General features: G+C 35.6%; 18 protein-coding genes. 8 read left to right on the top strand and 10 right to left on the bottom strand.

The genetic code is table 11. The annotated features are described in order from the left end of the window. Nucleotides 1–66: 66 nt before the first annotated feature. The 4 genes from EKL99_RS06215 to gcvP all read right to left on the bottom strand — a co-directional run bounded on the left by EKL99_RS06215 (nt 67) and on the right by gcvP (nt 5,951). Nucleotides 67–915: a glycosyltransferase family 2 protein gene (locus EKL99_RS06215; protein WP_126576589.1), complete on the bottom strand. Its 849-nt coding sequence runs from the start codon at nt 913–915 to the stop codon at nt 67–69. A gap of 90 nt (nt 916–1,005) precedes the next feature. Continuing rightward, nucleotides 1,006–1,530: a methyltransferase gene (locus EKL99_RS06220; protein WP_126576590.1), complete on the bottom strand. Its 525-nt coding sequence runs from the start codon at nt 1,528–1,530 to the stop codon at nt 1,006–1,008. Between the two features lie 235 nt (nt 1,531–1,765). Next, a complete protein-coding gene (locus EKL99_RS06225) occupies nt 1,766–2,824 on the bottom strand; it encodes a 3-oxoacyl-ACP synthase III family protein (RefSeq protein ID WP_126576591.1) in 1,059 nt (352 codons plus the stop codon). 277 nt (nt 2,825–3,101) lie between these two features. Further along, nucleotides 3,102–5,951, bottom strand: a complete 2,850-nt coding sequence (gene gcvP / locus EKL99_RS06230; RefSeq protein ID WP_126576592.1) for an aminomethyl-transferring glycine dehydrogenase — start codon at nt 5,949–5,951, stop codon at nt 3,102–3,104. A gap of 240 nt (nt 5,952–6,191) precedes the next feature. Between gcvP and EKL99_RS06235 the strand changes: the two genes are divergently transcribed. Beyond that, the gene (locus EKL99_RS06235) at nt 6,192–6,911 is read left to right on the top strand and encodes a hypothetical protein (protein ID WP_370453904.1); all 720 of its coding nucleotides are present in this window, start codon (nt 6,192–6,194) and stop codon (nt 6,909–6,911) included. A gap of 256 nt (nt 6,912–7,167) precedes the next feature. On the opposite strand, the gene EKL99_RS06240 is transcribed toward EKL99_RS06235, so the two are convergent. After that, complete coding sequence (locus EKL99_RS06240; RefSeq protein ID WP_304984032.1) at nt 7,168–7,650, bottom strand: DUF2071 domain-containing protein; 483 nt, start codon at nt 7,648–7,650, stop codon at nt 7,168–7,170. A 244-nt stretch (nt 7,651–7,894) separates the two neighbouring features. After that, nucleotides 7,895–9,922 carry a M3 family metallopeptidase gene (locus EKL99_RS06245; protein WP_126576595.1) on the bottom strand — a complete coding sequence of 676 codons (2,028 nt, stop codon included), beginning with the start codon at nt 9,920–9,922 and terminating at the stop codon, nt 7,895–7,897. 190 nt (nt 9,923–10,112) lie between these two features. Between EKL99_RS06245 and EKL99_RS06250 the strand changes: the two genes are divergently transcribed. After that, nucleotides 10,113–10,820, top strand: coding sequence for a hypothetical protein (locus EKL99_RS06250; protein ID WP_231507387.1), 708 nt, complete (start codon nt 10,113–10,115; stop codon nt 10,818–10,820). 50 nt (nt 10,821–10,870) lie between these two features. Here EKL99_RS06250 and purE read toward each other — a convergent pair whose 3' ends face one another. Both purE and EKL99_RS06260 read right to left on the bottom strand, forming a co-directional pair. Continuing rightward, nucleotides 10,871–11,353, bottom strand: a complete 483-nt coding sequence (gene purE / locus EKL99_RS06255) for a 5-(carboxyamino)imidazole ribonucleotide mutase (protein WP_126458759.1) — start codon at nt 11,351–11,353, stop codon at nt 10,871–10,873. Between the two features lie 107 nt (nt 11,354–11,460). After that, on the bottom strand, nt 11,461–12,612 hold the full coding sequence (locus EKL99_RS06260; RefSeq protein ID WP_126458763.1) for a 5-(carboxyamino)imidazole ribonucleotide synthase: 1,152 nt from the start codon (nt 12,610–12,612) through the stop codon (nt 11,461–11,463). Between the two features lie 216 nt (nt 12,613–12,828). Between EKL99_RS06260 and hpt the strand changes: the two genes are divergently transcribed. From hpt to obgE, 4 genes are all read left to right on the top strand, one after another. Next, nucleotides 12,829–13,359, top strand: a complete 531-nt coding sequence (gene hpt / locus EKL99_RS06265) for a hypoxanthine phosphoribosyltransferase (protein WP_126458767.1) — start codon at nt 12,829–12,831, stop codon at nt 13,357–13,359. A 13-nt stretch (nt 13,360–13,372) separates the two neighbouring features. Beyond that, nucleotides 13,373–13,945 (top strand): adenylate kinase, encoded by a 573-nt coding sequence (locus EKL99_RS06270; RefSeq protein ID WP_126458770.1) that lies wholly within the window; start codon nt 13,373–13,375, stop codon nt 13,943–13,945. 214 nt (nt 13,946–14,159) lie between these two features. Next, entirely contained in the window at nt 14,160–15,434 is a 1,275-nt protein-coding gene (locus EKL99_RS06275; protein ID WP_126554578.1) for a hemolysin family protein, read from the top strand. A gap of 82 nt (nt 15,435–15,516) precedes the next feature. Continuing rightward, the gene (obgE, locus tag EKL99_RS06280) at nt 15,517–16,518 is read left to right on the top strand and encodes a GTPase ObgE (RefSeq protein WP_126451789.1); all 1,002 of its coding nucleotides are present in this window, start codon (nt 15,517–15,519) and stop codon (nt 16,516–16,518) included. 65 nt (nt 16,519–16,583) lie between these two features. Here the strand turns inward: obgE and EKL99_RS06285 are convergent, their stop codons facing one another. Then, the gene (locus EKL99_RS06285) at nt 16,584–17,576 is read right to left on the bottom strand and encodes a glycosyltransferase family protein (RefSeq protein WP_126458778.1); all 993 of its coding nucleotides are present in this window, start codon (nt 17,574–17,576) and stop codon (nt 16,584–16,586) included. Between the two features lie 80 nt (nt 17,577–17,656). Further along, nucleotides 17,657–18,472, bottom strand: coding sequence for a UDP-2,3-diacylglucosamine diphosphatase (locus EKL99_RS06290; protein WP_126458781.1), 816 nt, complete (start codon nt 18,470–18,472; stop codon nt 17,657–17,659). Nucleotides 18,473–18,615: 143 nt separating this feature from the next. Here EKL99_RS06290 and EKL99_RS06295 point away from each other — a divergent pair, with 143 nt between their 5' ends. Both EKL99_RS06295 and murC read left to right on the top strand, forming a co-directional pair. Next, a complete protein-coding gene (locus EKL99_RS06295) occupies nt 18,616–19,323 on the top strand; it encodes a lipopolysaccharide assembly protein LapB (RefSeq protein WP_126576596.1) in 708 nt (235 codons plus the stop codon). A 37-nt stretch (nt 19,324–19,360) separates the two neighbouring features. Continuing rightward, on the top strand, nt 19,361–20,716 hold the full coding sequence (murC, locus tag EKL99_RS06300) for a UDP-N-acetylmuramate--L-alanine ligase (protein ID WP_126576597.1): 1,356 nt from the start codon (nt 19,361–19,363) through the stop codon (nt 20,714–20,716). Nucleotides 20,717–20,724: the final 8 nt, after the last annotated feature.

The following is a 20,724-nucleotide window of genomic DNA, read 5'->3' on the forward strand; positions in this document are numbered from 1 at the left end:
ATGGGCTAAATTACAAAAATTGTAAGGAGTTATATCTTTCAATTTAGCAGTTTTTGATTTTGGAAGCTAAAAAAGCTTTTCCTTCATTTTTTTTAAACGATATTTTCTAATGAATTTTGCTTGTTCTTCTGTAACTAATAATGGAGTTTTAGCTACTTTAGCTTTCCAATAACCGCTGATGTAATCTACAAATAGTAGCGGTTTTTTCTTCATTATTGCCAGCTTTGCCGAAGCGATGGAAGTGATTAAAAAGCCGTAGCCTAAAGTATAAAATGCTTCGCCTTGTTTGTAACGTGCAGTTTTATTGTAATTGGCGCCAGTTGGTTTTAGGTGTTTTACCAGTAATGAAGTGTCCGTAATGACTTTCCATCCGTAAAATTTACATAGTAATTCATCTACGGTGTCCCAACCCATTGCCGGTTTTAAATTGCCTATTTGCTCGAAGCATGCTTTTCTATAGGCTTTGAATGCGCCACGAATATGGTCTTTGTCAGTAAGATTTTCCAGAATCCATGTGCCATTTTTTTCGATATAAGCAAATCCGCCTGCCATTCCTATTGTTGCATCTTTTTTGAAAATGTTTAAAATAGTTTCAAAATAGTTGTTGGGCAGAATTAAATCGGCATCCAGTTTCACGATTACGTCATAATTTTCATCTAATGTTTCATAACCTTTGTGAAAGGCCTGAATAACTTTACTTCCCGGCAAATGAATTGCTTGGGAGGTTTTAGTGACCAATGTGATAAACGGATTTTCTTTGGCAAAAGCCATAACGATTTCGGCTGTTTTATCAGTAGAATTGTCATTGACTACGACTACTTTTTTGGGCAAAATGGTTTGCGAAATCAAAGAATTTAGCGTTAAAGCAATAAATGCTTCCTCGTTATGGGCCGGAATAACAATGTAATAATTCATTTAAAATTTTTTAGATTTTAGATTTTAAATTTCAGATTAACGATTTGTTGCAAGTCGTTAATCTGAAATCAGAAATCAGAAATCGTTAATCTATTTGATTTTTTCAGCGTAAACAATATAATATCGGTTGGTTAACTTTCTTAATAAGGGACGAATTCCAAATTTTTTAACGGGATTGGTCCATTTTTGCCGGTCTATTATTTTCCAGCCTGTTTTTTCTAATAGCCAATCGAGTTGCCAGTCTTCAAATTCATGGTAATGCCTATCCCAGGGGTCTGTTTTACTGCGGTAAGCTGGAGAAAACCACAGTCGCAATGGTATAGAAATAAAAAGTTTATCCGATTTTATTTCGTTTAAAATAGTGAAAGGATTTAGTAAATGTTCAAAAATTTCGAAAGCGGTTACAACCTCTTTTTGTTCTCTTAAAAATACGGATTGGTCCTTGTCTAAGTCTTCTCCGGTTGTGTTTGTAATTGTAAATCCTTCGGATTTCATGATTTTAGAGAAAGGGTTTTCAACGCCTAAGTCTAAGATGGTCTCTGAGGAGGAGACATGTTTTTTTAGAAATTCTAAAGTATGTTTGAATCTTTTATTGGGAAACGTTTTTTCGTACATGTTTTTTTGATTTGTCCGCTGGGGAACGAAGGCACAAATATAGTAATAAATGTGTTTTTGAAGATTGTTTTTTAGCCCGGATGGCAATGAAAATCCCGGAGCTTCAAAATGTAGTTTTTCAAGGTGCAAAAAGCGACTAAAAGAAGCTTTACTGCACCTTAGAAAAACAAGTTTTGTAGTGAGGAATTGTAAAGGACAGCCGGATTAGCTCCTGATTACAATTTCCTAAAAAGAATTAATATCGGTAAATAAAGGCGTTGATGTTCATTCCTGCTCCAACAGAGGCAAAAATCATAACATCTCCTTTGTGTATTTCCTGATTTTCTATTTTGCCTCGGATGAGCAGGTCAAAAAGAGTTGGAACGGTAGCAACACTGCTGTTTCCCAGTTCATGGATGCTCATGGGCATGATGTCTTTAGGAACTGTTCTGTCGTATAATTTGTAAAAACGCTGTATGATTGCTTCGTCCATTTTTTCGTTAGCCTGATGGATAAGAATTTTTTTGACATCATCAATACCTAGTCCGCTTTTGTCTAAACAACTTTTCATGGCTGCAGGGACATGATTTAATGCAAATTCATAGATTTTACGGCCGTACATTTTTATGTAGCGAATGTCCGGATCTAAATCAGGATTGTAGGATTTTCCAAAGAATAAATAGTTGGCTTCGTCATTTGCATAGGTGGCACTTTCATACGCTAACAAACCGGTGTCATCATCTGAAGCTTCAATGATAGAAGCGCCAGCACCATCTGAGTAGATCATGGAATCCCTGTCATGCGCATCGACTACTCTGGAAAGCGTTTCTGAACCTATAACCAAGCAGCGTTTTGCCATACCGGATTTGATGAAAGCATTGGCTTGAAGTACGCCTTCGATCCATCCGGGACAGCCAAAAAGGATGTCGTATGCAACACATTTTGGGTTTTTTATTTGTAGCTTGTGTTTGACACGTGTGGCTAAACTTGGAAGCATATCGGACTGGCTTGTGCCGTATTTTACATCGCCAAAGTTATGAGCAAAGATGATGTAATCTATTGTTTCAGGATCAATTCCAGCATTTTTTATTGCTTTTTGAGCGGCAAAAAAAGCGAGATCGGAGGAGTTTAAATGATCCTCTGCATAGCGCCGGTGTTCAATTCCGGTAATTCCCTTAAATTTATTAATGACTACTTCGTTTGGATAACCAAAAGCGGTTCCATCCTCGTTTAAAAAAACATGTTCGCCAAAATCTGTATTGCTTATTTTTTTCTCAGGAATATAACTTCCTATTCCAGCTATTTTTATTTTCATTGCGTTAATTTTCCATAATTTATGCTAAATTAATCATTAAAAAATTAGTACAGTCACAATATTTACTATGCATGCATATAATTGTGAAATAATAATTTATTGGCTAAAATATTGAATTTTTTATTGTAAAAGGAATGTTTTGATGCGATTTTTATTTCTTACTTCTTTTAAGTTAAAAAACTGCTTTTTTATTTTTTTTATCAAAAGATTGCTTCTGGTCAGATAATTTTTTTGCGCAAAAAAAATGTCTCGATTTCTCGAGACATTTTGTAGTGGTTTAACTTTCCATATAGGCTTCAATTGGTGCGCAGGAACAAACTAAGTTTCGGTCTCCATAGGCATCATCTGCTCTTCGTACGGTTGGCCAGAATTTATTCTCGGCAATATAATCTAATGGGAAAGCGGCTTGTTCCCGAGTGTAAGGAAAATTCCAGATATCAGTAGTTAGCATGGCTAATGTGTGGGGCGAATTTTTCAAAACATTGTTTTTGTCTTCTAATGTTGCGTTTTCAATTTCTTTACGGATTGCAATCATGGCATCACAAAAACGATCTAACTCTTCCAGGTTTTCACTTTCTGTAGGTTCAATCATTAATGTTCCTGCCACTGGGAAAGAAACCGTAGGTGCATGGAAACCGTAATCCATCAAGCGTTTTGCAATATCAGTAACTTCAATTCCTTTTTGTTTGAAAGGGCGGCATTCTAAAATCATCTCGTGTGCGGCACGACCCATTTCTCCAGAATACAACGTATCATAATGACCGTTTAGTTTCTCTTTAATATAGTTGGCGTTTAAAATGGCATATTGAGTAGATTGTTTCAACCCTTCGGCTCCTAGCATACAGATATAGCCGTAAGAGATCAAACACACTAATGCGGAACCCCAAGGTGCGGCAGAAATTGCTGTTATCGCGTTTTCTCCACCAGTTGGAATTACAGGATTAGTAGGTAAAAACGGCACTAATTGTGGTGCAACGCATATAGGTCCTACTCCTGGTCCGCCGCCGCCGTGAGGAATCGCGAATGTTTTATGTAGGTTCAAGTGACATACATCAGCGCCAATAGTTGCAGGATTTGTCAATCCAACTTGCGCATTCATATTCGCACCATCCATGTATACTTGGCCTCCGTTATTGTGTATTAACTGTGTGATTTCTCTAATGGCACTTTCAAAAACTCCATGAGTCGATGGATAGGTTACCATCAGACAGGCAAGATTGTCTTTGTGTAAAACTGCTTTTTCGCGTAAATCTTCTACGTCAATATTTCCGTTTTCCAATGTTTTAGTTACCACTACTTTCATTCCTGCCATCGCTGCTGATGCAGGATTTGTTCCGTGCGCGGATGATGGAATTAAAGCAATGTTTCTGTGGTGATCTCCTCTTGACTGGTGGTACGCACGAATCACCATTAATCCGGCATATTCGCCTTGAGCACCTGAATTAGGTTGTAATGTTGTTCCGGCAAAACCAGTGATTACATTTAATTGTTGTTCTAATTTTGCGAGCATTTCCTGATATCCTTGCGCTTGATCAAGCGGTGCAAACGGGTGAATATTGTTCCATTGTGGCATGCTTAAAGGCAACATCTCTGAAGCGGCATTCAGTTTCATGGTACAAGACCCTAATGAAATCATCGAGTGATTCAACGCTAAATCTTTTCTTTCTAACATTTTGATGTAACGCATCAAAGCTGTTTCTGAGTGATGTTTATTGAAAACATCGTGTTGTAAAAACGTTGATGTTCTGTTTACGTTTTCAGGAAAATGATTGGTTTTTGATAACGTTTCAATCAGTGTAAGCGGAGTCCCATTTGCAGAAGCGAAAACAGCAATAATTTTATTCAAATCAGCAATGCTTGTCGTCTCGTTTAAGGAAATTGAAATCGTATTATCATCAATGTAATAGAAATTAATTTCGTTTTCTTCTGCAATTGTTTTTACTTTTTTAGCATCAGCCTTGACGACAATGGTGTCAAAGAAAGCAGTGTTCATTTGCTGGAAACCAGATTTTTCTAGTGCATTTGCCAATGTCGCTGCTGAAGCATGTACTTTATTAGCAATATATTGCAATCCTTTTGGTCCGTGATACACGGTATACATTCCGGCCATAACGGATAATAATACTTGAGCGGTACAAATGTTAGAAGTCGCTTTATCCCGTTTGATGTGTTGCTCACGGGTTTGCAACGCCATACGCAAGGCGCGGTTTCCATCCGTATCAACTGTCACGCCGATGATTCTTCCTGGCATACTTCTTTTATATTCGTCTTTTGTTGCAAAATAAGCGGCGTGCGGACCACCGTATCCTAGCGGGATTCCAAAACGTTGTGTTGTTCCAAGAACAACAGCAGCGCCTATTTCTCCGGGTGGTGTCAATTTAGCCAAACTCAAAATATCAGCGGCAACAGCTACTTTTATTTCGTTTGCAGCTGCTTTAGCGATAAAGGCAGTATAATCATGTACTTGCCCAAATTTTCCCGGATATTGAAGGATTGCTCCAAAATAGTCCGATGAAAAATCGAATGTTTCATGGTTTCCTAGTACTAATTCGACACCAATTGGCGTGGAACGTGTTTGTAAAACGGATAAAGTTTGGGGTAGTATTTCTTCAGAAACGAAGAATTTATTGGTGTTATTTTTCTTTTGATCCCGGGAGCGAACGTCAAAAAGCAGTGCCATTGCTTCTGCGGCTGCAGTTCCTTCATCTAATAAAGAGGCATTCGCAATTTCCATTCCGGTTAATTCGATAACCATCGTTTGGAAATTCAAAATGGCTTCTAAACGGCCTTGCGCAATTTCGGCTTGATACGGCGTATAGGCAGTATACCATCCTGGATTTTCAAATACATTTCTTTGTATCACTGCAGGAATAATTGCGGCATTGTATCCTAAACCAATGTAGGATTGAAAAACTTTATTTTTATTTCCTAATTTCTGAATGTGATTTGCAAACTCATATTCGGTCATTGCAGGTTCTAAATCTAAATCAGATTTTAAACGAATGTCACTTGGAATCGTTTCCTGAATCAATTGTTCCAGCGTTGCTGCCCCAATTGTCTTTAACATGTGTTCTAAATCATTTTCTCTAGGGCCAATGTGTCTTAATGCAAAAGCGTCTGTTTTCATTGTATATAAAATAGGTTGTGTGTTTCTTGTTTTAAAAGGCTGTAAAATTAAATATTAATATGCTATTAATGGCCTTTTTTAATCGGATTTTCTGTGAATTTTTCAACTAAAAGCCGTTCTTATTAACACTTTGATTAATTTTGTCTAATGAGGTTTTTTAAACAAATATTCGATTTTTATATTAATAGTAGTATTCACGTGGGTTTATCGTGTTATGCTTTGGTCCGAATGACGCACTATATGTTCCACATTCCAGTAGGTGAACCAGTTGCTAATTTTGTTTTTTTTGGAACTATTGTGGGGTATAATTTTGTGAAATACGATGCTTTGGCTCGATCCAAAAAGATAAAAATGCGCAAGGAACTAAAAGGGATTGCTTTGTTTAGTTTTTGCTCCCTTCTATTTGTAGGCTATTATTTCTTTATGCTGGAACGAGTGACGCAAATTACCGCTATTGTTTTTTTGAGTGTTACCTTGTTGTATACGCTTCCTTTTTTTCCAAATAAAAAAAATGCAAGAAATTGGGCTGGTGTCAAAATTTATATCGTAGCATTGTGTTGGGTGGGTGTCACGCTAGGACTCCCAATTTTAGATGCGGGCATCCCAATAACCATAGATTTCTATCTAAAATGCATGCAACGCTTTATCTTGATTTTTGTATTGGTGCTTGTTTTTGAAATCATTGATATGGTACATGACGATCCGCATCTTAAAACCGTACCCCAACAAATAGGAGCAAACCGTACCAAAATATTGGGACTGTTACTTTTGATTCCATTTTATTTATTGGAATTTTTTAAAAGTAATTTAGATAAAGATCAATTGATTGTAAACTTCATTTTAGTACTGATGATTTCATTATTTTTGATTTTTGCCAATGAAAAACGATCAAAATATTATACTTCTTTTTGTGTTGAAAGCATTCCGATAGTTTGGTGGTTGTTACTTTTATTATTTTAAAAAGCACTTAATTGGTGAGTACGTTCACTAATAATAGTATTAATTTGGTGAATAGGATATTTTTCTAGTGTTGATTAAAGATAATTTTTGAGAATTTTTGAAGTAGTTTGGTCTTTGTGTACGTAGTGTGTTGGTTTTTACTGTTTATTTTCAGACAAAGCTTTTAATACTTTGTTTCTTTCGAGGATAAAAGGAATAAGGGGTTTTTAGAAACCAAAATATTTACCGCGCCAGGTAACCGTTTCGTTGTAGTTAATTAATCCGTAAGTAATTCTTTTTCGTAAACGCCTTCGAAATCAATTACTGACTCGTTTTTCGTTACTTCAAATTGTTGCCATCGGGGATGCGTGACTTCGTATTCAAAAGTTGCATTTTCGTTGATTTTGGTATACCCAAAATAATGCTCCGTAATGAACTCAGCTTCGGAATCCGGTGCAATTGCAATGGGATTTTTTTGGGTTGTTACCTGAATCGTATTCCATTTGTTTTTTACTTTCCATTGGTAAATAAATTCTCTGGAGTTTTCATTTACTTTCAACGTATGTTTCATGGGTAACGTCTGGTAATGCTCATTGTGAAACGTATTAGCGACAAATGAAATGGCAAGTTTAGGGACAATTTCGCTGATAAAAACGGCACCTCTTTTCCATACACCATTTTCAAAACGCTTAACGTAAAAACGAAGATTGACCTCTTCAAAATCAGAAAGAAACGGGATCTTCATTCCTAAAACGCGCACGTTTTCGAACAAGAAACCAATAAAACTAACATAACATTTGCCGTTCCATCAATCGATTTATGTTCCTTTTGGGACATATTTCTCTAGAATTTCCGGATTGACCATATAATTAATTCAGGGCTAAATTATTCCACTCGGCTTATAAGAAACTCATTTTTTTGTTGGTTTTAATTTTTTGTAGGTATGTGAAATACTATTGAAAAAACCCGAAGCCTGTTACTTCGGATTTCCAATAAGTTTGTTTCTAAACCAATCCTGCTCTTCGTAACAAAGCTTCCGGTTTTGGTTCCTGTCCTCTGAAGCGTTTGTACAAAATCATAGGGTGTTCTGTTCCGCCTTTTGAAAGTATGTTTTCTTTGAAATTGGTGGCCACTTCTTTATTAAAAATACCTTTTTCTTGGAAATATTCAAAAGCATCAGCATCCAGCACTTCGGCCCATTTATAACTGTAATAACCCGAGGAATACCCGCCTTGAAATATGTGTGAAAAAGAAGTGCTCATCGCATTTTCTTTTACTTCAGGATACAATTGTGTGGCTGCAAATTGTTCGGTTTCAAAAGATTTGATGTCTTTGATGTTAGATGGATCTTGTGCATGCCAGCCCATATCTAATAACCCAAAACTCAATTGACGCATCGTTGCCATTCCTTCCTGGAAACTGGCACTTTCCTTAATTTTATGGACTAATTCCATCGGAATCATTTCGCCGGTTTCATAATGATAGGCAAACAACGCCAAGGCCTCCGGTTCGTAACACCAGTTTTCCAGAATCTGACTTGGTAATTCCACAAAATCCCAATATACTGAAGTACCGGACAAACTTGGATATGTCGTGTTGGCTAACATTCCGTGCAACGCGTGACCAAATTCATGAAATAAAGTTGTTACCTCGTTAAAAGTTAATAAGGATGGTTTTGTTTCGGTAGGTTTCGTGAAATTACAAACAATAGAAATATGAGGTCTTTCGTTAATTTCTTTTTTAACATATTGCGATTTAAAAGAAGTCATCCAAGCTCCGTTTCGTTTGCCTTTTCTTGGAAAGAAATCAGCATAAAACACCGCAACTAATTGATCGTCTTCATCTTTTACTGCGTATGTTGTTACTTCTTCATGGTATTTATCTACTTCGTAAACTTCTTCAAAAGTAATTCCGTATAATTTTTGCGCTACTGCAAAAGCACCGTTCAAAACTTTTTCTAATTGAAAATACGGTTTTAAAATTTCATCATCCAAATTGAATAATTGCTGCTTCAATTTCTCCGAATAATACGCACCATCCCATTTTTGAAGTTGCTCGATTCCGTGAAGCTCTTTTGCAAAAGCGGTCAATTGTGCAAATTCTTTCAAAGCTGCCGGTTTGGCTTTTTCTAATAAATCATTCGAGAAGGTTTTTACTTTCTCCGGACTTTCGGCCATTCTTTCTTCAAGTACAAAATGAGCGTGCGTAGCATAACCTAAAACTTGCGCTCTGTCAAAACGCAATTTGGCGATTTTTAGTACAATTTCCTGATTGTCAAATTCGTTATTTTGAAAACCTTTGGCACCAAAAGCGATTGCCATTTCCATGCGTAATTCCCGATTGTCGGCATAGGTCACAAACGGAACATAACTAGGATAGTCCAATGTGAAAATCCATCCTTCTTTTTCTTGGCTTTTAGCCAATGAACGAGCGGCTTCGATAGTTCCCTCTGGCAAACCGGCTAAATCTGTTTTGTTAGTAATATGCAGTTGATAGGCCTGTGTTTCGGCCAAAACATTTTCGCCAAACTGCAAGCTCAATTTTGATAATTCTTTATCAATTTCTCGCAATTGATTCTTTTTATCTTCCGGTAAATTCGCTCCATTTCTGGAAAAGCTTTTGTATTTTTTGTCTAAAAGCGTGGTTTGCTCCGGATTGAGATTCAGTTTTTCTCGTTGCTCATACACTGTTTTTACTCGTGCGAATAAATCCGGATTAAGACGCACATCGTTGCCAAACTCAGAGAGCAGAGGCGAAACTTCCTGAGCGATTTTTTGAATTTCGTCATTGGTTTCGGCTGAATTCAAGTTGAAAAAGATGCTTGAGATTCGGTCCAAAACATCGCCGCTGAACGCTAATGCTTCAATCGTGTTTTCGAAAGTGGGTTTTATCGGATTTTGTACAATCGCATCGATTTCGGCTTTTGCCAATTCGATTCCTTTTTGAAAAGCAGGAAGGAAATCTTCATTTTTAATTTTCGAAAAAGGTGCAGTATTGTACTTTGTATTGAAAGGGTGTGTTAGGATGCTCATTTGTATTTTGTAATAAAAATAATTTGATGTTTAAAGAAATCAAAGGTACGGATTTAATAAAAAAAATGTGTTTGTCCAAGGAATTGATTTGGGCCAAAATAGCGGATTCAAAAGTGTTATTTAAATGTTATTTATTTCATTTGGCAGTAATAAAGCCTTAAATTGTAAAAAATGATTGGTTTTGTAAAAAATGAATCGAAAAAAATATAATAAACTAAAAGAAAAGATGAATTATCAAATTACAATAAATAGAGCGAATACTGTTGATGAGGTTGAAGAATATTGGACAAATGAGGATTATATAAAACTCTTGGGAAAGTTTGATTATCCGGATGCTGCTGATGGGGATGCTGCCAGTTTAAGGGAATTATTGTTTATGGCAATAAGTGATTTCGAACCAAAAGATGCCGCTGCAATACTATTGGAATACAAATTATCAGAAGATTTGAATGAAGGTCAAATTCAGCAAATTTCAAACGATATGCTTTTAGATAAAGTATGTGAAGAATATCCCGAAATTGGATTGCATTCAACATTGTTTCATATCAATCAATTGCTTTTCAAAGCTTACAACGGTACTTTTCCTAATGCAAAAGCGACGATTGTTGAATGCAGTTTGGTCCCGGTCGAAGGTGAAAATGAAAGCGAATTGACTAAAGAAAATATTCTGAAATTATTAAACAACGGTTTGTCTGGCAGTAATTTGATCAAAAGATTGTTCGATCTGCCAATGACTGAAAACGTCCCTTTTTCGGAAGCGGAAGATATTTTATGGGATGTTAAGACCACGGATAATGTGAATTATACGATTACAACTTCTGAATACTGGTTAAGCAGAGAGGACATTATTGCATCAGAATTTGAAGGAGTTCTTGAAATTGTTGTTGATGCAGAATAAATTATTTCACTATTTGAATTCATAAAAAAAGCTCCGTAATGGAGCTTTTTTTATTTTTGGAGGCTTTGGGAAGCGATATTGACGGCTTCTTTCAATCCGGTTTTGTACTTAATTACTTTCTCTAGGACACTTTTGTTGTGACTTCCTATGATTTGAGCGGCAAGAATACCTGCGTTCTTGGCGCCATTTAAGGCTACGGTTGCTACGGGAACGCCACCTGGCATTTGCAGAATGGATAAAACGCTGTCCCAGCCATCGATTGAATTACTGGATTTTATAGGAACGCCAATTACGGGAAGTGGCGACATTGAAGCGACCATTCCGGGTAAATGTGCCGCGCCACCAGCACCGGCAATAACCACAGAAATACCGCGAGTATGTGCGTTCATGCTAAAATCAAATAATTTTTCAGGCGTTCGGTGTGCCGAAACGATATCGACTTCAATTTCGATTTCAAATGCTTTTAGGATATCTATGGCTTCTTGCATGATCGGCATATCTGAGATGCTTCCCATTATTACGGCTACTTTCATTGTTTCTTATTTAAAGATTTAAAGATTTAAGCATTTAAAGATTTTTGAGAAATTCAATTTAATTAATTTTTTGAATTTTTCAATCTTTAATTTTTTCAATCTTTTAATTAACTTATCACTCTAATCGTATTCTTTACATCCTCAGCAATTCTTCGGGCTTCGTTGATGTCTTCATTTACGATGGTTACGTGTCCCATTTTTCTAAAGGGACGCGTTTGTTTTTTTCCGTAAATATGTGGCGTAACACCATTCCATCCCAGTATTTTTTCGATGTTTTCGTAGACTACATCTCCTGAAAAACCTTCTTCGCCCACTAGATTTACCATGATCCCGGCTACTTTACTGTCTGTATTCCCTAAAGGCAAATCTAGAATGGCACGCAAATGATTTTCAAATTGCGAGGTATAACTGGCTTCAATCGAGTAATGACCTGAATTGTGCGGGCGTGGAGCCACTTCGTTCACAAGGATTTCATCGTCTTCGGTTTGAAACATTTCTACGGCTAATAATCCCACATGATTGAATTTTTTAGAAACATTCAATGCGATAGCTCTTGCTTTTTCGGCTACTGTATCATCAATTCGAGCTGGGCAAATCACATATTCTACTTGGTTGGCTTGGGGATGAAATTCCATTTCTACCACAGGATACGTTTTTATTTCACCGGAAGGATTGCGACAAACGATGACAGCTAATTCTTTTTTGAACGGAATCATTTCTTCGGCAATGCATTCTACATTGGCTAAATTATCCAAATCCGAAATGTGTCGAATCACTTTTACGCCATTTCCATCATAACCAAATTCCGTACATTTCCATACAAACGGTAGTTTTGTTTTCGAATCCAGAATATCAACAACGAGACTTTTTAAATTGTGAAATCGTTTGTAATTTGCGGTTGGGATGGCATGTTGAATGTAAAAATCTTTCTGAATTCCTTTGTTTTGAATGAGTTTCAACGTTTTTGGCGAAGGAAATACCTTTAACCCTTCTTCTTCTAGTTTTACCAAAGCTTCCAGATTGACTAATTCGATTTCAAAAGTCAAAACACTTACTTTTTTACCAAAGTTATATACGGTTTCAAAATCCATTAAATCCCCTTTGAAGAATTGGTCACAAGCTATTTTGCAAGGTGCTTCATCACTTGGATCCAAAACATAGGTTTGTATGTCGAACTTTCGGGTGTCAAACAATAGCATTTTGCCCAGTTGTCCGCCACCGAGAATTCCTAATTTGAAATCAGAAGAAAAATAATTCATGGTGTAATTGTATGTTTGAGCAAAGATACTTTATAATGATGGAATCCGAAAACACAATTTTATTTTCTTCGGAATTTTTATTATAACTTTTGTTGCTTTCAATACATTTTGAGGTCCTTTTATGTGAAATTTACTTAAAATTACAAATTAATTCTCATTTATCAATTCACAAATCCGAATTCTGTATCTTTGCACATTATTTTAAAAACGAAAATAATGATACAACTTCACGACAAACAATTTGTTCCGTTTATTTCTGCTAAAGAAATTGATTTTGCCATTGCTAAAATGGTGGCGCAAATAGAAGATGATTTCGCTGATGAAATACCAGTTTTTGTAGGTGTATTAAACGGAGCTTTTATGGTCGTTTCTGATTTTATGAAACAGTATAAAAAACCATGTGAAGTATCTTTTATAAAAATGGCTTCTTATGAAGGAACTTCTACCACAAATGAGGTAAAACAATTAATCGGATTAAATCAGGATTTGACTGGACGTAGCGTTATCATACTAGAGGATATTGTAGATACCGGAAATACTTTAGTGGAACTCAAAGAATTATTCAAAAAACAAAATGTAAAGCATTTCAAAATAGCGACACTTTTCTTCAAACCAGAGGCATACACAAAAGATATCAAAATAGATTATATTGGGATTCGAATCCCAAATAAATTTATTGTAGGTTTTGGTTTGGATTATGATGGTTTAGGAAGAAATTTATCCGAAGTATATAAACTAAAAGAATAATTACCAACACATTATGACTAACATTGTTTTATTTGGAAAACCAGGAGCAGGAAAAGGAACTCAAGCAGAATTTTTGAAAGACAAGTACAAATTAACGCATATTTCCACGGGCGACGTATTTCGTTTTAATTTAAAAAACGACACAGAATTAGGCAAACAAGCAAGAGTTTATATGGATGCAGGGGATTTAGTACCGGATGAATTGACGACAAAAATGTTGATTGATGAGGTAAATAAACATCCAGACACAAACGGAATTTTATTTGACGGATATCCAAGAACACTATCACAAGCCAAAGATTTAGATGCATTTCTTGTTTCAATTAGTTCGACTGTTGCCGCAACAATTGCACTCGAAGCTGATGACGAAATCCTGGTACAACGATTGTTAGAAAGAGGAAAAACAAGTGGCAGAATTGACGATCAAGACGAAGAAAAGATCAGAAATCGCTACCAGGAATACAACGAAAAAACAGTGCCATTAATGGATTATTATCAGGGACAAGGGAAATTTCACGCAGTAAACGGAATTGGTACCATTGCAGAAATTACCCAAAGAGTAAGTAACGTTATTGATCATTTATAGGAGCAGTTCCAGTGGTACGTTGTAAGTCCTCGAAATTTTTTTTTCTAAGTCCTAAAAAGGAGCTTCCTTAGGTCGCTCTTTTTTGACAAGAAAAAGGTTTTTTTGCGGGATTTTCACTGTTATCTGGGCCATAAAATTGAGGTTACAAACAACCGATTTCAAAACAAAAAATGGAGGAATCACATTTTAATACACAAACGAATCAACTAAGAAATTGGAAATACTAATAATATTTTTTCTAATACTGCTTAATGGAATTTTTTCCATGTCAGAAATCGCATTGATTTCGGCACGTAAAAATAGATTAGAAACTTCTGCAAAAAAAGGGAATAAAAATGCTCAAATTGCATTGGAATTAGCCAATTCTCCAAACAAATTTTTATCAACCGTACAAATAGGAATTACCTTGATAGGGATTCTAACCGGTATTTATAGTGGGGATAAAATCACATTTGACGTCGAAACTTACATCAATAATTTCGAGATACTCAAACCGTATGCCCATTCTGTTTCTGTTGGGATTGTTGTAGTGGTTTTAACTTTTTTTTCTATGGTTTTAGGAGAATTACTGCCAAAAAGAATTGGTTTAAATCATCCGGAAAGCATTGCAAAAACAGTGGCATTACCCATGAAAATTATTTCGGTAATTATGGCTCCATTCATTTGGATGTTGACGCATTCAACGGAATTTTTGTTGAGTATTTTACAAATAAAACCAACAGCTGACGGCAAAGTTACAGAAGAAGAAATTAGAGCGATTATCAAAGAAGGAACTGAAGGAGGCGAAGTTCAGGAAATAGAGCAAGATATTGTGGAACGCGTTTTTCATATTGGTGATCGGAAAATAAATTCTTTGATGACACATAGAAAATCAGTAGTTTTTCTACCTTTTCATGCAGATAAAGAACAGGTTAGAGAGTTTATGCTTAAAGAGTTGCATTCTATTTATCCTGTTTACGGTGAGAATTATGATGATATTGTAGGGGTTGTTAACCTAAAAAATATTTTTGCCCATTTTGAGAACCAAAATTTCAATTTGGCTGATATTATGACCGAAGCTCCCTTTATGATGGAGCAAACCACGGCGTATGTAGCGTTAGAGAATTTTAAAAAAACCGGAATACATTACGCATTTGTATCTGATGAATATGGTGTTTTTCAGGGTGTTATTACACTGAATGATATTCTGGAAGCGCTGGTTGGTGATGCTTCGGATTTTTATAAAGATGATTTTCAGTTAATTGAAAGAGAAGATGGAACATGGCTGGTTGACGGACATTATTCGTTGCACGATTTCTTGACGTACTTTGAGTTAGATGAACTAATCAATGATTATGAAGTTACTACGGTGAGTGGATTAATAATGACGGAACTATCTCATATACCCAAACAAGGAGAGAAATTAATTTGGCAAAAATTTGAGTTAGAAGTTATCGATATGGATGGCGTCAAGATTGATAAAGTGATGGTGAAAGCCTTAAAGGGTTAAAATTTGGTTTAAAGTTTAATGTGTAAAGTTAGTGTGCCGCTAATCTTTAATCTTTAAACTATAAACTTTTAAACAAAAAAAAATGACTGAAGGGAATTTTGTAGATTATGTTAAAATATATGTTTCATCCGGAAAAGGAGGAAAAGGATCTACGCACTTGCACAGAGAAAAATTTATTGAAAAAGGAGGCCCTGACGGTGGTGATGGTGGTCGTGGTGGCCATGTATATTTGGTAGGAAATAAAGCACTTTGGACATTGTTTCACCTAAAGTTTGCCAGACATATCAAAGCCGGTAATGGTGGAGATGGAAGTGGAGACAGGAGTACCGGTGCAGATGGTGACGATAAATTTATCGAAGTGCCGCTGGGTACTGTTGTAAAGGATAAAGAAACGGGAGAAATATTATTTGAAATTACTGATGAGGGTGAAAAACAAATTCTTTCTCGCGGTGGGAAAGGTGGTTTAGGTAACTGGCATTTTAGAAGCTCGACAAATCAAACCCCCAGATATTCTCAACCGGGATTGCCTGGAGCAGAGATGGATGTTATTTTAGAATTAAAAGTGCTGGCTGATGTAGGTTTGGTAGGTTTTCCTAATGCAGGAAAATCAACATTATTGTCAGTTTTGACTTCTGCAAAACCAAAAATTGCCGATTATCCGTTTACTACCTTGAAACCAAATCTTGGTATTGTAGCCTACAGAGATTTTCAATCTTTTGTAATTGCAGACATTCCCGGAATTATTGAAGGAGCAGCCGAAGGAAAAGGTCTTGGACATTATTTCTTGCGCCATATTGAACGGAATTCAACTTTATTGTTCTTAGTTCCAGTGGATACTCCGGATATCAAAGCGGAATATGATATTTTGGTAAATGAATTGACAAAATACAATCCCGAAATGCTTGACAAAGAGCGTTTGCTGGTGATTTCTAAATGCGATATGCTTGATGATGAGTTAAAAGCAGAGCTAAAAGTAGAATTAGACGTTGCTTTCAAGGATGTTCCGTATATGTTTATTTCTTCTGTGGCTCAACAAGGTTTGACAGAATTAAAAGACAAGTTGTGGAAAATGTTGAACGACTAATTTTCATAAATTTCACAAAAAAGGTGTTCTTTTAGAACACCTTTTTTGTTGCCATAATTTAAGAATTAGTTACTGTTGTAGGTGTCAAATAAGAACTGTAATGTGTCAGGGACTGTATTAGCTAGTATATTAGGCGTAGGAGTATCCTTATTAAGCCAGTTTTCTATGATTAAATCAAAATTATCACCTACTTCATAAACTACTGGAACCCCCATTTTTTTTAGTGCTGCAGCATTACACTCCTGCTCATAATGATTTCGTATAGGAATGCTGAGTATTTTTTTTCTAAGATACAATGCTTCTGCGGGTGTTTCAAATCCACCACCGGTTATGACACCATGACAGTTGATTAAGCTTTGATTGAACTGTTTTTGATTTACAGGATAATACGTGATGTTGCCAATGGTATGTTTGAGTTTTACATCATTCAAAAACCAGTGAAAATTAATTTCGGAGCGTTTATTAAACGCTTTTTCTAAACAATCTTTTTGGAAAGACGGTAAATAAACCGTTATGTGTTTTAAGTCTTTTGGTTCGGCTTGTATGATTTCATCTTTAATAATTGGAGGGAGAATGAAAGAATCGTATTTCTCAAAATGCAGTCCAATATACTGTGGAGAAGGAGCATAATGTTTTAGAATTATTTCTCCCATAAGGCTTTTTTTTTCTGGTCTTGGTGTCAATTTTGACGCAAAACTAGCTTGATGTCCAAATTGTACCGAATGTACTTTCTGTAATTTACAAGCAAGAGAAGTAATTGAATCAAAATCATTTATTACAACATCATAATTTTTTAAAGGTAGAGAGCTTGCATCTTTGAACATCTGTATTGGCCTAATGTTTTTTGCAATATTCCAGTAGTTCAAGCCACCACATTTACTGTAGTGCAAGCTGCAACCGTCGCTTTTGTATTTTACTGGTAAATCAATTTTTAGGCTAGCATTATTTCCACTCATGAAGAAATCTACAGTGCCAAATTTTTGTAAATAAGGATAAAGTTGCATAGCTCGACTGATATGACCGTTGCCAGTGGCTTGAATAGCATAAAATATTTTCATGTTTGTTATTTAGATTGGATTATAACTGATTTCTTTTAAATATGGATTTATTAGGATAAGATGATTTTTCCTCAGGGTTATTAAGATAAAATTTTGGTTACAATGTCATTTATAATTGCATCTTCTTTGTTCTCATGGTCTATATAGTCCGTTTTTTTATACTGGTAAATACTCCATTTTTCTTTTTTGTATTCCAATGCGGTAAGGTTTTCGACCCAATCACCGCTGTTTAAATACATAACCTTTCCATGTTCATTTTGTACTTCCCTCATTTGGGGTTTGTGAATGTGTCCGCAAACTACATAACTGTATTTTTTTTGAATAGCAATTTCGGCGGCTGTAGTTTCAAAATTTGACACAAAAGAGACGGCTTTTTTTACACTGTCCTTAATCATTTTAGAATAGCTTCTTTTTTCTTTTCCCAAAAGCACTAAAACCCAATTGATAAAACTATTTATCAAAATCAATAAATCATAGCCTTTTCCGCCAAGTTTAGCTAAAATTTTAGCATAACCTTTCGTAGAAGAATCGAAAACATCCCCGTGAAAAATCCAGGTTTTTTTTCCATCTAAGTCCAGGATCAATTTATCTGCCAATTCAAAATTCCCTAAAATAAAATCGGAATATTTCCTTAAAGCTTCATCATGATTTCCCGTAATATAAATAACTCGAGTTCCTTGATTCGACATTTTTATGATTTGTCGCAATACATTCATGTGTGAGGCAGGAAAATATCTTTTGCTAAAACTCCACATATCAATAATGTCTCCATTTAAAACCAACATTTTTGGCTGAATCGATTTTAAATATTGTAGTAATTCATTGGCCTGACAACCATATGTTCCTAAGTGTACATCGCTCAATACGACTAAAGGAATTTTTCTCTTTCTTTTCATAATTTGTTTTGACGAAATTAATTACTCTGTGTTATGATAATGTTTCGTATATATTATTATTACACGCTACACATATTGATTTGTTAACTTTTTTAAGATTAAAAAAGCTGTTTAATACTTTAAATTTTCCTTATTTTTGAAGCATGAAACATAGTATACTAGTTTTTTTATTGTTTCCTATTATGATTTGGTCACAATCCAATTTTGAAAAAGCGCAAAAACTCTTCAAAGAGGAAAAGTATGAGCAGGCACAAACAATATTTGAATCAATACTAAAAACGAATCCTTCAGATTTGAAGACGATAGAGTATTTAGGCGATATTGCCGGTTATTATAATTCATGGGAAAAAGCAATTACCTATTATAAAAAGCTAAAAACAGTAAAACCATCAGAAGCCAATTATTATTATAAATATGGTGGTGCGATGGGAATGAGAGCTAAAGAGAGCAGTAAATTTAAGGCGCTTGGGATGATTGCTGAAGTTAAAGCCTCCTTTGAAAAAGCCATCAATCTGAATCCAAAACATATAGAGGCGCGTTGGGCTTTAATAGAATTGTATATTCAATTGCCAGGTATTATTGGTGGGAGTGAAACTAAGGCAGTAAAATATTCTAATGAATTATTGCGATTATCTCCTGTTGATGGATATTTGTCAAGAGGTCATATTGAGGAATATTTCGAACGATATAAAGGTGCGGAACAGCAGTATAAAAAAGCAATTCTGGCTGGTGGTTCAAAAATAAGTTACCAAAAGCTGGTTAGCTTATATAATGATAAAATGAATGAAACTGAAAAGGCAAAATCTCTTTTAGAATCCTATAATAACAAAAAGGTTCAAAGTAGTTTTTAATTCACTTGAACTGTAAAACTCTAAATTAAAACAATTAATGCGTACACATTTTATAGCTGTCGGAGGTAGCGCCATGCACAATCTGGCTTTAGCATTACACAACAAAGGATATCAAGTTACGGGAAGTGACGACGCCATTTTTGAACCGTCAAAATCTAGATTAGACAAAAAAGGGATTTTACCGCCAGCATTAGGCTGGTTTCCTGAAAAAATAACATCAGCTATTGAAGCTGTAATTCTTGGTATGCATGCCAAAGCAGATAATCCTGAATTATTGAAAGCCCAGGAATTAGGACTCAAAATATATTCGTATCCGGAGTTTTTATACGAACAATCTAAAAATAAAACACGTGTGGTTATTGGTGGTTCTCATGGAAAAACAACTATAACTTCGATGATTTTGCATGTAATGCACTACCATGACATTGCTGTAGATTACATGGTTGGCGCTCAACTGGAAGGATTTGATACAATGGTGCATCTTACGGAAGAGAATGACTTTATCGTTTTAGAAGGAGATGAATATTTGTCCTCGCCGATAGACAGAAGACCAAAGTTCCATTTATACCAACCGAATATTGCTCTAATTTCAGGGATTGCTTGGGACCATATCAATGTTTTTCCCACGTATGAAAATTACGTGGAGCAGTTCGAAATTTTTATTGGCAAAATTACCAATGGCGGGATTCTCGTGTATAATGAAGATGATACTGAAGTAAAACGTGTTGCAGAAGCGGCTACAAATCCAATCCGAAAATTAGCCTATCATACCCCCAAATATACTGTTAATGAGGGTGTGACACTGCTGGAAACTCCGGAAGGCGACATGCCAATTGAAATTTTTGGAGCACATAATCTTAATAATTTGGCTGGTGCCAAATGGATTTGCCAGAATATGGGTGTTGATGAAGCTGATTTTTATGAAGCCATTGCCAGTTTCAAAGGTGCATCAAAACGATTAGAAAAAATTGCGGAGAGTAAAACAAAAGTGGCCTATAAAGATTTTGCACATTCCCCAAGTAAAGTGGCGGCAACGACTAAGGCGGTAAAAGAACAATATCCAAATCGTACCTTAGTGGCCTGTTTAGAACTTCACACTTATAGTAGCTTGAATGCAGAATTCTTGAAAGAATATGAAGGCGCACTTGAATATGCTGATACAGCAGTAGTTTTCTATTCGCCCGATGCCGTAAAAATCAAACAATTGGAGGAAGTAACACACGAGCAAATTGCTACTGCTTTTAACAGAAAAGATTTAATTATTTATACCAATCCAAAAGATTTCGCGGATTATTTGTTTAATTTAAACCTTGAAAATTCGGCTTTGTTGTTGATGAGTTCCGGTAATTACGGCGGATTGAATTTTGATGAAGTAAAGGAATTGGTAAAGTAAATAATGCT

Source organism: Flavobacterium sp. ZB4P23, assembly GCF_003970375.1.
Taxonomy (GTDB): domain Bacteria; phylum Bacteroidota; class Bacteroidia; order Flavobacteriales; family Flavobacteriaceae; genus Flavobacterium.